The organism is Streptomyces sp. NPDC048415, assembly GCF_040651675.1.
GTDB lineage: Bacteria > Actinomycetota > Actinomycetes > Streptomycetales > Streptomycetaceae > Streptomyces.
In genome coordinates, this window is the sequence record NZ_JBEZKJ010000025.1 from 40,293 (window position 1) to 54,509 (window position 14,217).

Genomic DNA, 14,217 nt, shown 5'->3' on the forward strand with positions numbered 1-14,217 from the left:
GGGCCCCCGGATTACCGGGGGCCCCGCCCTGAACGCTGCCGACGCCTAAGGCGTACCAGAGGCCGTCAGTTGTCGTCCTCGTCGATGAGGAACCCACGCATCGGCGAGGGAGCCTGCTGCATCGGCGACGGCCGCTGCGGCTGCACCGGCGCCATCGGCTGGGTCATCGCCGGCGACATCTGCTGCTGCCCGCCGTAGGAGGGGCCGGCCTGAGCCGGCCCCCCGCCCATGCCCTGGTTGCCCCCGTACGACGGCGCGCTCGCGCCGGCCGGGGCCATCGAGGGCGCGGACGGCGACGGCAGGGAGGCCGTGGCCGGTGTACGCGGCGGAGCGAGCGAGTCGTCCGCCTGCGTCTCCAGCTGACGCAGCTGCGACTCCAGGTAGGACTTCAGCCGCGTGCGGTACTCGCGCTCGAAGCCGCGCAGATCCTCGACCTTGCGCTCCAGCGTGGCGCGAGCGGACTCCAGGGAGCCCATCGCGACGCGGTGCTTCTCCTGCGCGTCCCGCTCCAGCGCGTCGGCCTTGGCACGGGCGTCGCGCTCCAGACCCTCGGCGCGGCTACGGGCCTCGCCGACGATCTTGTTGGCCTCGGAACGGGCCTCGGCGATCGCCTGGTCGGCGGTCTGCTGGGCCAGCGAGAGGACACGCGCGGCGCTGTCGCCACCGGGGCCCTGCTGCGGCATCTGCGGGCCGTGACCGCCCATGGGGCCACCCATGGGACCGCCCATCGGGCCACCCATCTGCTGCTGCATCTGCGGCTGCATCTGGCCCTGCATCTGCTGGCCGGGGCCCTGACCCATCGGACCCTGACCCATCGGACCCTGGCCCATCGGGCCGGGACCCTGCGGACCGCCCTGGCCGCTGGGCCCGGCGGGCAGCTGCGGCGCACCGCTCGGCAGCTGGGGCGGGCCTCCCATGGGGCCACCCATCTGCTGCTGCGGCGGGCCCGATATGCCGGCGGGCACGGGAGAGCCGGGACCGCGCATGCCCTGCGGCGGGCCCTGCTGCTGGTCCTGCTGCTCGGGCGGCTTGCGCATGCCCTGCTGCTGATTCTGCGCGGCCGCGCGCGTGGCCGCGGCCAGCTTGGCCCGCAGGTCCTCGTTCTCGCGGAGCAGGCGGGTCAGTTCGGCTTCGACCTCGTCGAGGAAGGCATCGACCTCGTCCTCGTCATAGCCTTCTCGGAGGCGGACGGTCGTGAACTGCTTGTTCCGCACGTCCTCGGGGGTCAACGGCATCTCTTCACCTCAACGTTGTCGTCGGCATTCGGCAAGACCGTATCGTTCACACCAACACCGACCTCACAATGGTGATCAGGATGTAGACGATGATCATCAGTACGAAGAAGGACAGGTCGAGCGCCACGCCCCCGAGACGCAGCGGCGGAATGAACCGCCGCAGAAGCTTGAGCGGTGGATCGGTGACAGTGTAGGTGGCCTCCAGAACGACCACCATCGCCTTGCCGGGTTGCCATGAGCGGGCGAACTGGAAGACGTAGTCCATGACCAACCGGAAGATGAGCACGATGAGGAAACACATCAGCGCGATGTAGAGAACCTGCCCGACCACGCTCATGATCTGTGTTTCCCTCTCCCCTGTTCCCGTGCTTCATTCCGGTCCTGCGTCTCAGCTCTGGTTGAAGAACCCGCCCTCTGCGATGCGGGCCTTGTCCTCCGCCGTGACATCGACGTTAGCAGGCGACAACAGGAACACCTTCTGCGTCACCCGCTCGATGCTGCCGTGGAGACCAAACACCAAACCGGCCGCAAAGTCGACAAGTCGCTTCGCATCTGTGTCATCCATCTCAGTCAGATTCATGATCACCGGGGTGCCCTCACGGAAGTGTTCCCCGATGGTACGGGCCTCGTTGTAGGTCCGGGGGTGCAGCGTGGTGATCCGGTAAGGCTCTCGTTCGGACACGACCTTGAGCATGATCACCGGTGCGTTCTTCTCAAGGGACTGACGTTCTTGTGTGATGGACGCCACGGGGGCGATTCGCGCCGGACGCCCGGAATCCGCGGCGAGCGAAGCGGAATGCGGCACGGGATCGCGCGGCGCCGGAGGATGCACCACTCGTACCGATTCGTCCCGTTGGGACTGATGTGCCTGATGTGACTGGTGCGGCGGCTCGTGCCGCCGACGGTCCCGCTCGGGCTCCGGATCAAGCTCGGGCTCGAAGTCGTCGTCGGGGTCGAATCCCCTGCCGTCGTACCCATCGTCCTCCACGAGGCCGAGGTAGACCGCCATCTTGCGCATCGCGCCGGCCATGCTCTGAGTCCTCCGCTCTGTGGTGGATCGGCTGACGAATTGCCAAGTGCCCGCGATCCACGAGGTCGTTATGCCCGCCTATGGCGGAAATGACCATATTTTCTGCTGTGGTCCGACTTCTTGGCGACGTTACCCGAGCCTGGGTCGGACTCCGAGTACCGCAGTACCGACGCGTACATGTGTCGCTCCGGCTGCGACGGCCTGTTCGAGGTCCGAGCTCATCCCTGCCGAGACCATGTTCGCAGCCGGATGGGCCCGGCGCAGGTCAGTCGACAAATCCATCAGCCGCTCGAACGCCGCCTGTTGGCGCCCCGCGTACTGTCCGGTGAGCGGCGCGACGGTCATCAGTCCGTCGAGCCGGAGTCCCGGTGCCGCGGCGACGAGGTCGCCCAACTCTTCGATTCCGCCGACCCCCACGCCTCCTCGCTCAGCCCGGCCACTCTCCTCGGCGTCCAGGGCGACCTGGAGGAGACACCCCACTTCGCGCTCGGCCCGCACCGCCTCCTTCGAGAGAGCGGTGACGAGCTTGGAGCGATCGACGGACTGCACGAAATCCGCGTAACCGACCACGGAGCGCACCTTGTTGGTCTGCAACTGACCGACAAAGTGCCACGAGAGGGGCAGATCCGCACAGTCCGCGGCCTTGGGTGCCGCGTCCTGGTCCCGGTTCTCGGCGACATGACGCACACCGAGTTCGGACAGGATCCGTACATCACTCGAGGGGTAGGTCTTGGTGACCACGATCAGGGTCACCTCTTCGCGCTTGCGTCCGGCAGCGATGCACGCCGCCGTGATGCGCTCTTCCACTTTCGCCAGATTTCCGGCGAGTTGAGCCTTACGGTCCGTCATGTCCCATCAGTCCAGCCAGACATAGCCCGCGAGCCGCCCGGTGGTGCGGTCTCTGCGGTACGAGAAGTGGTCCTCCGACTCGAGCGTGCACACCGGCGACTGCTCCCGGTCGTGCACCCCGAGCCGTTCAAGCTGCGCATGCACTCCGGCGGTCACATCGACCGCGGGCGTGCCCCAACTGGTCTCGGCGTACGCCGCCGGCTCGACGGCGGCGACATCGGCGCGCATCTCCCGCGGCACTTCGTAGCACCGGCCGCAGACCGCGGGTCCGGTGCGGGCGACGATCCGGGCCGGCTCGGCGCCGAGTTCCACCATGGCCCGTACGGCGGCGGGGACGACCCCGGCGATCATGCCGGGCCGCCCCGCGTGGGCGGCGGCCACGACTCCGGCGACCGGATCGGCCAGCAGGACCGGCGTGCAGTCGGCGGTGAGGACGGCGAGGGCGAGCCCCCGCCGCACCGTGACGATCGCGTCCACCTCGGCCACGGGACGATCCCCCCACGGCTCCTCGACCACGGCCACATCGGGCCCGTGCACCTGGTTCATCCAGACCACCCCGGCCGGGTCCAGTCCCAGCGACTTGGCGGCCAGTTCACGATTGGTCCGTACGGCGTCGGGGTCGTCGCCGACCGCTCCGCCGAGGTTGAGCTCCTCGTACGGAACGGCGCTCACCCCGCCCCACCGGTCGGTGAAGGCGAAGTGGGCGCCGCTCACTGTGCTCGTTCCTGAGCGCTGGCCTATCACTTCAGGAAGTCCGGCACATCCAGCTCCTCGGCCGCGCTGTCCGAGTAGGAGCGGGACGGCGGGACCGGCGGGGAGACCGGAAGCTCGTTCACCGGCTCCGGGGCGGGCTCCGGCGTCTCCTTCGGCGTGACGCTGCCGAGCGAGCCGAAGGACGGGCGGCTCTCGGAGGGGCGCGCCGGGGCGGGCTCCTCGCGCCTGGCCGAGGACGAGCCGAGGACGGTGTCCCGCTTGGCGGGGGGCTGGCCGCCGTCGAAGCCGGCGGCGATGACGGTGACCCGTACCTCGTCGCCGAGGGCGTCGTCGATGACCGCGCCGAAGATGATGTTGGCCTCGGGGTGCGCGGCCTCACTGACCAGCTGGGCGGCTTCGTTGATCTCGAACAGGCCGAGGTCGGAGCCGCCGGAGATGGACAGCAGGACGCCGCGGGCGCCGTCGATGGAGGCCTCGAGGAGCGGCGAGGAGATCGCCATCTCGGCCGCCGCCACCGCGCGGTCGTCGCCGCGGGCCGAGCCGATGCCCATGAGCGCCGAACCGGCCTCGGACATCACGGACTTGACGTCGGCGAAGTCGAGGTTGATCAGGCCGGGCGTGGTGATGAGGTCGGTGATGCCCTGAACACCGGAGAGCAGGACCTGGTCCGCCGACTTGAAGGCGTCGAGGACCGAGACCTGGCGGTCCGAGATGGACAGCAGCCGGTCGTTCGGGATGACGATGAGGGTGTCGACCTCTTCGCGGAGTTCCGCGATGCCGTCCTCGGCCTGGTTGGCGCGGCGCCGTCCCTCGAAGGTGAACGGGCGTGTGACCACGCCGATGGTGAGGGCGCCCAGCGAGCGGGCGATGTTGGCGACGACGGGCGCGCCGCCGGTGCCGGTACCGCCGCCTTCACCGGCCGTCACGAAGACCATGTCGGCCCCCTTGAGGACCTCCTCGATCTCCTCGCGGTGGTCCTCGGCGGCCTTGCGGCCGACGGCCGGGTTGGCTCCGGCGCCGAGTCCGCGGGTGAGTTCGCGGCCGACGTCGAGTTTGACGTCGGCGTCGCTCATCAACAGCGCCTGCGCGTCGGTGTTGATGGCGATGAACTCGACGCCCTTGAGACCGACCTCGATCATCCGGTTGATGGCATTGACACCACCGCCGCCGACACCGATGACTTTGATGACTGCGAGGTAGTTCTGCGGTGCTGCCACGTCGAAGGCCTCTCGCCTCGAGTTACGTGTCGTCGCCTCGCACGGTCGCGATCCGACGACTGATGCCGAATGGGACGGTCCGAACGCCGACCCGAACCCTAACGCTGAAGTTTAGGGTTACCAGTGTGTCTGTTCCTTGGACTCTTCCGAACAGGACACTAAGTCGACAAGTGGCGCACGTTCAACGAACACGCCGAACCTCCCGTTTTTCTTTTCACCCTATGTGATCAGGCGTAGCGCTGCCCAACCAGGGTGCTGGCCTGCGCGGATGTGCGTCAACTCCCCGATGACGCCGGGGCGGTGGGCACACTCACGTCGAAGTGCCGGGCCCCGGGAGCGGCTTTCATGAGAGCGGTGAGTGTCCTGGCCTTCGCGCGGCCCTTCTCACCACTGCCCCACTCGACGGTGCGGTCACCCTCCAACTCCAGCGAGATGGAGTCGTACGAACGGACCTTGAGGATACGGGTGTCACGGGCGACGGCGGCCGGAATGTCACCGGCGACCTGCACCGCCTCGCGCACCAGCCGGTCGACGGGGAAGCGGCGCGCCGCAGCCGACTGAGGCACGGTCAATTCCAGTGCCGGTACGCCCTTCGGTGCGTCAGAAACCCTGGCGAATCGCACGCCCTTGGCGTCCACTTCGACGAACTTTGAGCCCATTTCGACAATCAGGACCGGAGTGCGCTCGGTCACTTTCAGCCCGATTCGATGCGGCCAGGAACGGACGACATCAACCGAGTCAATTCGGGGCAATTTCCGGCGCAATCGCGCCTCAATCGCATCCGTGTCGACGGAAATCAACGGGGAACCGACCGGAACATCGGCTGCATCTCGCACCTGCTCAGCCGTCAGCACCCGCATCCCGGAAGCCGACACGCCCTCCACCCGCAACCACCGCGAACCGTAGAGAAGCCAGACCGAAGCGGCCCCGGCCAACACCACGGCGATCATAAGGATGATGAGCGTACGAGGCCTGGGCAGCCGCCCCAGTCGGGGCGGCCGGGGCGGGCCGGACTTCAGCTTCTGCCGTTCACCGCGCTCGGCGGTCGTCGGTCCGGCCACGCTCCCTGCCTTCCCTCATGCGAACCTAGCGGTGGCGTGAGGCGATCGCCTCGTACACCATGCCGACGAGCAGGTCGTCGGCGTCCCGGCGGCCGAACTCGCTGGCGGCGCGGGACATCTCGTACAGCCGGTGCGGGTCGGCGAGCACGGGCAGCACGTTCTGCTGCACCCACTGGGGCGTCAGTTCCGCGTCGTCGACAAGGAGCCCGCCGCCGGCCTTGACCACCGGCTGGGCGTTCAACCGCTGTTCGCCGTTGCCGATGGGCAGCGGGACATAGGCGGCGGGGAGCCCGACGGCGGAGAGTTCGGCGACGGTCATCGCGCCCGCGCGGCAGAGCATCATGTCGGCCGCGGCGTACGCGAGGTCCATCCGGTCCACGTACGGTACCGGGATGTACGGGGGCATTCCCGGCATCTGGTGCACCTGCGGCAGTTCGTTCTTCGGACCGACCGCGTGCAGGATCTGGATGCCCGCCTGCTGGAGGTACGGAGCCGCCTGCTGGACCACCTCGTTGAGGCGCCGAGCGCCCTGTGAACCGCCGGACACCAGCAGCGTCGGCAGGTTGGGGTCGAGCCCGAACGCGGCGCGCGCCTCGGGGCGTACGGCGGCCCGGTCGAGGGTGGCGATGGAGCGGCGCAGCGGGATGCCGATGTAGCGGGCGCCGCGCAGCTTGCTGTCCGGCGTGGAGACGGCGACCTGGGCGGCGTAGCGCGAACCGATCTTGTTGGCGAGCCCCGGCCGGGCGTTGGCCTCGTGGATGACGATCGGCACACCGAGACGCTTGGCCGCGAGATAGCCGGGCAGCGCCACATAGCCGCCGAAGCCGACGATCGCGTCCGCCTTGGTGCGCTCCATGATCTGCTCGGCCGCCTTGATCGTGCCGCGCAGCCGCCCGGGGACGGTGATCAGCTCGGGCGTGGGCTTGCGCGGCAGCGGGACGGCGGGGATCAGCGCGAGTTCGTAGCCGCGCTCGGGTACGAGTCGGGTCTCAAGTCCGCGTTCCGTGCCCAGGGCCGTGATTCCCACGGTCGGGTCCTGCCTGCGCAGGGCGTCCGCGAGGGCGAGCGCGGGCTCGATGTGGCCGGCGGTCCCCCCGCCGGCGAGTACGACATGCACCGAAATTCACCGCTCTCCGGACGAACGCGCCGCGGCGCGCCGTCGCATCGTGTTCCATCTCCGAGGCCCCGCGGCCCCCGCGGAGCCTCTCACCGCAGCCCGCTTTCTGCCAAAGCGAGGTTGCCGCATCGCAAGCGCCGCCCGCGCGGCGGGGTCGTCGCGCGCGAAGGCGATCAGCAGTCCGATGGCGAACATGGTCGGCAGCAGCGCGGACCCCCCGTAGGAGAACAGCGGGAGCGGGACCCCGGCGATCGGCAGCAGACCGAGCACCGCACCGATGTTGATCACGGCCTGGGCCGTGATCCAGGTGGTCACGCCTCCCGCGGCATACCTCACGAAGGGGTCCTCCGTGCGTCCGGCCACGCGGATACCCGCATAGCCTAGAGCCGCGAAGAGGGCGAGTACCGACAGCGTCCCCGCGAGGCCCAGTTCCTCCCCGGTGATGGCGAAGATGAAGTCGGTGTGCGCTTCGGGCAGTTGGCCCCATTTTTCCACACTGGCGCCAAGACCGGAACCGAAGAGTCCACCGGAGGCGAGGGCATAGATCCCGTGCACGGCCTGCCAGCAGTGATCGCCGGGCCCCGGGTCGCTGGCGCCGATACAGGCGAGCCTGGCCATGCGGTTCGGGCTGGTCTTGATCAGGATGACACCGATCGTCGCCGCCACCGACAGCACGCCCGCGAACAGCCGTGTGGGCGCTCCGGCCAGCCACAGCAGCCCGAAGAGGATGGCTGTGAGAATGATCGCCGTGCCCATGTCGCCGCCGAGCATGATCAGCCCGAGCAGCATGAAGGCCACCGGCACGAGCGGCACGAGCATGTGCTTCCACTGCGCCAGCATCGCCTTGTCCTGCTTGCGGGCGAGCAGGTCGGCGCCCCACAGCACGAGCGCGAGCTTGCCGAACTCACTGGGCTGGATCTGGAAGGAGCCGCCGAGCGAGATCCAGTTCTGGTTGCCGTTGACCGCCATCCCTATCCCCGGCACCTGCACCAGGGCCATCAGGAAGACGGCGCCCGCCAGGATCGGGTACGCCAGCGCCCGGTGCAGCTTCACCGGCATCCGTGAGGCGACCAGCATCAGCACACCGCCGATCGCGGCCGCCAGGAACTGCTTGCGGAAGAAGTAGGAGCCCGGCAGCGACAGCTGGAGCGCCGTGATCTGCGAGGCCGAGTAGACCATCACCAGACCGAGCACGGTGATCAGCAGACTGCCGCCCAGGATCAGGTAGTACGCGGTCAGCGGCCGGTCCCAGGCCTTGCGGACGCGGGTGGCGAAGCGGCGTACGGGGTTGTCGCGCGACGCCCGGGGGACGGCGGGCCGTCCGGTGGCGCGCTGCACGGGAGGTCGGCCGGTACGGCTACTGGGCATCGGCGTCTCCGGGCCTGGGCGATGTCACGCGTCCGTCCCTCCCAGGGTCGCCCGGCAAGGCGGCCGGGTCAGGCGCCGAGTTCGCGAACCGCCTCCGCGAACGCGTCACCGCGCTTGTTGTAGTTGGCGAACATGTCCATGGACGCACACGCCGGGGCGAGCAGCACCGTGTCCCCGGGCCGGGCGAGCCGCTTGGCCTCCTGGACAGCCGCGAGCATCGCCCCAGTGTCGGTCCGCTCGAGGTCGACGACCGGTACTTCCGGGGCGTGTCGCGCGAGGGCTTCACGGATCAGCGCACGATCCGCACCGATGAGCACGGCACCCCGAAGCCGCTTTGCCGACTTGGCGACCAGTTCGTCGAAGGTCGCCCCCTTGGCGAGCCCGCCCGCGATCCACACGATCGACTCGTAGGCAGCCAAAGAGGCTTCCGCCGCATGCGTGTTGGTGGCCTTGGAGTCGTCGACGTACGCGACGCCGTCCACATCGGCGACGTGCGCGATGCGGTGGGCGTCGGGACGGAAGGCGCGCAGCCCGTCGCGTACGGCCTGGGCGGGCACACCGAAGGCGCGCGCGAGGGCCGCCGCCGCCAGGGCGTTGGCGATGTTGTGCGGGGCCGGCGGACGGACGTCCGAGACCTCCGCCAGCTCCTGCGCGTTCTTCTGCCGGTTCTCCACGAAGGCGCGGTCGACCAGGATGCCTTCGACCACGCCGAGTTGGGACGGCCCGGGCGTACCGAGCGTGAAGCCGACCGCCCGGCAGCCCTCCTCGACGTCCGCCTCGCGCACCAGGTCCTCGGTGGCCTTGTCGGCCACGTTGTAGACGCAGGCGACCCGATTGCCTTGGTAGATACGGCCCTTGTCGGCGGCGTACGCCTCCATGGAGCCGTGCCAGTCGAGGTGGTCGGGCGCGAGGTTCAGTACGGCGGCCGAGTGCGCGCGCAGCGAGGGCGCCCAGTGCAGCTGGTAGCTGGACAGCTCCACCGCCAGGACGTCGTACGTCTCCTCGCCGAGGACCGCGTCGAGCAGCGAGACGCCGATGTTGCCGACCGCTGCCGTGCGCAGTCCCGCCGCCTTCAGGATGGCGGCGAGCATCTGGACGGTGGTGGTCTTGCCGTTGGTGCCGGTGACCGCGAGCCAGGGGGCCGCGTCGGGGCCCCTCAGCCGCCAGGCGAGTTCGACGTCGCCCCAGACCGGGACGCCCGCCGCGGCGGCCGCGGCGAACAGCGGCTTGTCCGGCTTCCAGCCGGGCGCGGTGACGATGAGCTCGGTGCCCTCGGGCAGGGTCGCGCCGTCACCGAGGCGCACGGTGACACCGAGCGCCTCCAGCTCCGCGGCCTGGGCCCGGGAGCGCTCGTCATCGCCGTCGTTGACGACCGTGACGACCGCGCCGAGGCCGTGCAGCACCTTGGCCGCCGGGATACCGGAGACGCCGAGGCCGGCGACGGTGACGTGCTTGCCCTGCCAGTTGGTCACTTCTTGGCTGCCCATCCTGCGTAGAAGAGGCCGAGTCCGACGATCACGCACATGCCCTGGATGATCCAGAAGCGGACCACCACAAGGACTTCGGACCACCCCTTGAGTTCGAAGTGGTGCTGGAGCGGGGCCATGCGGAAGACGCGCCGGCCGGTCAGGCGGAAGGAGCCGACCTGGATGACGACCGACATGGTGATCAGGACGAAGAGGCCGCCGAGCAGCGCGATCAGGAACTCAGTGCGGGAGCAGATCGCGAGACCCGCGAGCGCGCCGCCGAGCGCCAGCGAACCGGTGTCGCCCATGAAGATCTTGGCGGGCGAGGTGTTCCACCACAGGAAGCCGAAGCAGGCGCCCATGAGCGCGGAGGCGACGACCGCGAGGTCGAGTGGATCGCGTACCTCATAGCAGGCGGCCGGGTTGGTCAAGGTCGCCGCGTTGGCGCAGGACTCCTGGAACTGCCAGACGCCGATGAACGTGTACGCGCCGAAGACCATCACGGAGGCACCGGTGGCGAGTCCGTCCAGACCGTCCGTCAGGTTCACACCGTTCGACATGGCGAGGATCATGAACAGAGCCCAGACCACGAAGAGCACCGGGCCGATGGACCAGCCGAAGTCCTGGACGAAGGAGAGCTTCGTGGAGGCCGGGGTGTTGCCACGGTTGTCCGCGAACTGAAGCGCGAGGACCGCGAAGGAGGTACCGACGATCAGCTGGCCGGCCATCTTGGCCTTGGCCCGCAGACCGAGCGACCGCCGCTTGACGATCTTGATGTAGTCGTCGAGGAAGCCGACCAGGCCCATGCCGGCCATCAGTCCGAGCACCAGCAGACCCGAGAAGGTCGGCGGCTTGCCCGTGATCACCTTGGACAGGAAGTACGCGATGATCGTCGCCAGGATGAAGGCGATACCACCCATGGTCGGCGTACCGCGCTTGCTGTGATGCTCCTTCGGGCCGTCGTCGCGGATGTACTGCCCGTAGCCCTTACGGGCCAGCAGCTTGATCAGCAGCGGGGTGCCGATCAGGGTCAGGAAGAGGCCAATGACTCCTGCGAACAGGATCTGGTTCATCATCGGGCGGAAACCTCACCCTCAACGCCGCCGTCGAGCAACGCCTGGGCCACCCGTTCGAGCCCGACCGACCTGGACGCCTTCACGAGTACGACGTCTCCCGGGCGCAGTTCACTGCGCAACAGGTCGACAGCCGCCTGTGCGTCGGACACGTGCACCGACTCCTCACCCCACGAACCCTCGTTATATGCGCCCAGTTGCAGCCAGGACGCTTCCCTGCCCCCGACCGCGACGAGCTTGCTGACGTTGAGCCGGACGGCGAGCCGTCCGACCGCGTCGTGCTCGGCGAGCGCCTCGTCCCCGAGCTCGGCCATCTGACCGAGCACCGCCCAGGTCCGCCGCCCCTTGCCCATCGCCGCGAGCGCGCGCAGGGCGGCTCGCATGGACTCGGGGTTCGCGTTGTAGGCGTCGTTGACGACCGTCACGCCGTCCGGGCGCTCGGTGACCTCCATCCGCCAGCGGGAGAGGGAGCCCGCCTCGGAGAGCGCGCGGGCGATCTCGTCTGCGGACATGCCCAGCTCATGGGCGACGGCGGCCGCGGCGAGCGCGTTCGACACGTGGTGCTCACCGTACAGGCGCATGGTCACATCGCTGCACCCGGAGGGTGTGCGAAGGCTGAAGGAAGGCTGTCCACTCTCCGTGAGACGGACGTTCTCGGCGCGTACGTCCGCTTCGTCGGACTCTCCGAAGAGGATCACGCGTGCCTTCGTGCGGGACGCCATGGCGCGTACGAGGGGATCGTCGGCGTTGAGGACCGCGGCGCCGCCTGCTTCGGAGGGCGGAAGGCTCTCGACGAGCTCGCCCTTTGCTTGCGCGATCTGTTCGCGGCCGCCGAACTCGCCGATGTGGGCGGTGCCGACGTTGAGGACGAGGCCGATCCTCGGCGGGGTGAGCTCGGTGAGGTACCGGATGTGGCCGAGGCCGCGGGCGCCCATCTCCAGCACGAGGAACTGTGTCTCCTCGGTGGCGCTGAGCGCGGTGAGCGGCAGCCCGATCTCGTTGTTCAGCGAGCCCGGTGTGAAGACGGTCGGCGCCTTGGTGCGCAGCACCTGTGCGATCAGGTCCTTGGTGCTGGTCTTGCCCGCGGAGCCGGTGAGGGCCACGAGGGTCGCGCCGAGCCGCTCGACGACATGGCGCGCGAGGGCGCCCAGCGCCGTCTGCACGTCGTCGACGACGATCGCGGGCACGCCGACGGGGCGGGACGCCAGTACGGCGACCGCGCCCGCCCCGATCACCGCCTCGGCGAAGTCGTGGCCGTCCACACGCTCGCCCGCGAAGGCGACGAAGAGGCTGCCGGACCTCACCTCACGGGAGTCTCGGACGACCGGTCCGGTGACCTGCACCGCCGGATCCGGTATGTCGTACGTCTGCCCGCCGACGACTGCTGCGATCTCGGCGAGAGAGAGGGCGATCACAAGTTCATCCCTGGGTCTGCTGGATAGCTTCGCGAAGCACCTGGCGGTCGTCGAAGGGACGCACCACCCCGGCGATGTCCTGGCCCTGTTCATGGCCCTTGCCCGCGACCAGCACCGTGTCGCCCGGCTGCGCGCGGGCGACGGCGGCGGCGATGGCGGCGGCCCGTTCCTCGAAGACCTGGACCTCTCCGCGCTCGTGCGCGGGCACCTCGGCGGCGCCCGCGAGCATCGTGGCGAGGATGGCGAGGGGGTCCTCGGAGCGGGGGTTGTCGGAGGTCAGTACGGCGGTGTCGGCGAGCCGGGCCGCGGCCGCGCCCATCGGCATCCGCTTGTTCTTGTCGCGGTCGCCGCCACAGCCGAGCACCACGTGCAGCCGGCCGGACGTCACCTTGCGCAGGGCGCGCAGGACCGACTCGACGGCGTCCGTCTTGTGCGCGTAGTCGACGACGGCCAGGTAGGGCTGGCCCGCGTCGACGCGCTCCAGCCGGCCCGGGACGCCCGGCACGGCGGCGATGCCGTCGGCGGCGGCCTGCGGGTCGAGGCCGGCCTCGGCGAGGGCGACGACGGCGGCGAGGGTGTTCGCCACGTTGAAGGGGCCCGCGAGCGGCGAGCGGGCGGTGATCCGCTCGCCCTTGGGGCCGACCGCGGTGAACGTCGAGTCCATGGGCCCGACTTCGACGTCCTCGGCGCGCCAGTCGGCGTCGGGGTGGCCCTCGGCGGAGAAGGTGACGACCGGGACGGTGGCTTCCTTGGTGAGCCTGCGCCCGTACTCGTCGTCGTGGTTGACGACGCCGAGTTTGCTGCGGCGCGGTGTGAACAGCTGCGCCTTGGCCCGGAAGTAGTCCTCCATGTCGGAGTGGAACTCCATGTGTTCCGGGCTGAGATTGTTGAAGACGGCGATGTCGAAGACGCAGCCGTCGACGCGGCCGAGAACCAGCGCGTGGCTGGAGACCTCCATCGCGACGGCCTCGACGCCACGCTCGCGCATCACCGCGAACAGGGCCTGCAGGTCGGTGGCTTCGGGGGTCGTACGTTCCGATTTGATGCGCTCGTCACCGATGCGCGTCTCGACCGTGCCGATCAGCCCGGTGGAGCGGACCGTCTTCAGGCCGCCCTCGACGAGGTAGGCCGTCGTGGTCTTGCCGGAGGTGCCGGTGATGCCGATCTGGAGCAGGTCGCGCCCCGGGTGGCCGTAGATCGTGGCCGCCAGCTCGCCCATCGACCCTCGCGGGTCCTCGACGACGAGCACCGGCAGACCGGTGGCCACGGCGCGCTCGGCGCCGGTCGGGTCGGTAAGGACGGCGACGGCACCAAGACTCGCGGCCTGGGTCACGAAGTCGGCGCCGTGCAGGCGGGCGCCGGGCAGCGCGGCGTACAGGTCGCCGGGGCGCACGGCCCGCGAGTCATGGGTGATGCCCGTGACCTCCGCGGTCGACGCCGGGGCGGTGGCACCCAGCTGATCGGCGAGTTCCGCGAGGGGTGTGGCGGAGACGTGAACCGGTCGAGGCGGCCCCGGATATGTCACAGGAACGCCCTTCTGGGTGGTTTGGGACTGATCAGCGTGTGGCACGGCGGTGAGCGTACCGGGCGCACCCCCGATGGAGCGAAGCGAGGGCCGCGGCGGCGGTTGGTTCCCGGAATCCGGGGTGATCGTTGTCACGAGCTGTTCCTG

At 69.5% G+C, this 14,217-nt stretch carries 13 protein-coding genes; all 13 read right to left on the reverse strand.

Annotated features, from left to right (window positions below; all coding sequences use genetic code 11):
• Nucleotides 1-65: 65 nt before the first annotated feature.
• On the reverse strand, nt 66-1,235 hold the full coding sequence (locus tag AB0D27_RS18765) for a DivIVA domain-containing protein (protein WP_362509514.1): 1,170 nt from the start codon (nt 1,233-1,235) through the stop codon (nt 66-68).
• A gap of 46 nt (nt 1,236-1,281) precedes the next feature.
• Complete coding sequence (locus AB0D27_RS18770) at nt 1,282-1,572, reverse strand: YggT family protein (RefSeq protein ID WP_362031296.1); 291 nt, start codon at nt 1,570-1,572, stop codon at nt 1,282-1,284.
• A 51-nt stretch (nt 1,573-1,623) separates the two neighbouring features.
• Entirely contained in the window at nt 1,624-2,265 is a 642-nt protein-coding gene (gene sepF / locus AB0D27_RS18775; RefSeq protein ID WP_362509519.1) for a cell division protein SepF, read from the reverse strand.
• A gap of 129 nt (nt 2,266-2,394) precedes the next feature.
• Entirely contained in the window at nt 2,395-3,114 is a 720-nt protein-coding gene (locus AB0D27_RS18780) for a YggS family pyridoxal phosphate-dependent enzyme (RefSeq protein WP_362509522.1), read from the reverse strand.
• Nucleotides 3,115-3,120: 6 nt separating this feature from the next.
• A complete protein-coding gene (gene pgeF / locus AB0D27_RS18785) occupies nt 3,121-3,858 on the reverse strand; it encodes a peptidoglycan editing factor PgeF (RefSeq protein ID WP_362509525.1) in 738 nt (245 codons plus the stop codon).
• Nucleotides 3,855-5,045: a cell division protein FtsZ gene (ftsZ, locus tag AB0D27_RS18790; RefSeq protein WP_362509528.1), complete on the reverse strand. Its 1,191-nt coding sequence runs from the start codon at nt 5,043-5,045 to the stop codon at nt 3,855-3,857. Before ftsZ ends, pgeF begins: the two co-directional genes overlap by 4 nt.
• A gap of 275 nt (nt 5,046-5,320) precedes the next feature.
• Nucleotides 5,321-6,106 (reverse strand): FtsQ-type POTRA domain-containing protein, encoded by a 786-nt coding sequence (locus AB0D27_RS18795; RefSeq protein ID WP_362509531.1) that lies wholly within the window; start codon nt 6,104-6,106, stop codon nt 5,321-5,323.
• Nucleotides 6,107-6,131: 25 nt separating this feature from the next.
• Nucleotides 6,132-7,223: an undecaprenyldiphospho-muramoylpentapeptide beta-N-acetylglucosaminyltransferase gene (murG, locus tag AB0D27_RS18800; protein ID WP_362509534.1), complete on the reverse strand. Its 1,092-nt coding sequence runs from the start codon at nt 7,221-7,223 to the stop codon at nt 6,132-6,134.
• Between the two features lie 6 nt (nt 7,224-7,229).
• The gene (gene ftsW / locus AB0D27_RS18805; protein WP_362509537.1) at nt 7,230-8,591 is read right to left on the reverse strand and encodes a putative lipid II flippase FtsW; all 1,362 of its coding nucleotides are present in this window, start codon (nt 8,589-8,591) and stop codon (nt 7,230-7,232) included.
• 68 nt (nt 8,592-8,659) lie between these two features.
• Complete coding sequence (gene murD / locus AB0D27_RS18810) at nt 8,660-10,078, reverse strand: UDP-N-acetylmuramoyl-L-alanine--D-glutamate ligase (RefSeq protein WP_362509540.1); 1,419 nt, start codon at nt 10,076-10,078, stop codon at nt 8,660-8,662.
• Nucleotides 10,060-11,133, reverse strand: coding sequence for a phospho-N-acetylmuramoyl-pentapeptide-transferase (mraY, locus tag AB0D27_RS18815; RefSeq protein WP_362509543.1), 1,074 nt, complete (start codon nt 11,131-11,133; stop codon nt 10,060-10,062). The genes murD and mraY overlap by 19 nt, the downstream gene beginning before the upstream one ends.
• Nucleotides 11,130-12,545: a UDP-N-acetylmuramoyl-tripeptide--D-alanyl-D-alanine ligase gene (gene murF, locus AB0D27_RS18820; protein ID WP_362509546.1), complete on the reverse strand. Its 1,416-nt coding sequence runs from the start codon at nt 12,543-12,545 to the stop codon at nt 11,130-11,132. The genes mraY and murF overlap by 4 nt, the downstream gene beginning before the upstream one ends.
• 4 nt (nt 12,546-12,549) lie before the next feature.
• Entirely contained in the window at nt 12,550-14,205 is a 1,656-nt protein-coding gene (locus tag AB0D27_RS18825) for a UDP-N-acetylmuramoyl-L-alanyl-D-glutamate--2,6-diaminopimelate ligase (RefSeq protein ID WP_362509549.1), read from the reverse strand.
• Nucleotides 14,206-14,217 lie beyond the last annotated feature (12 nt).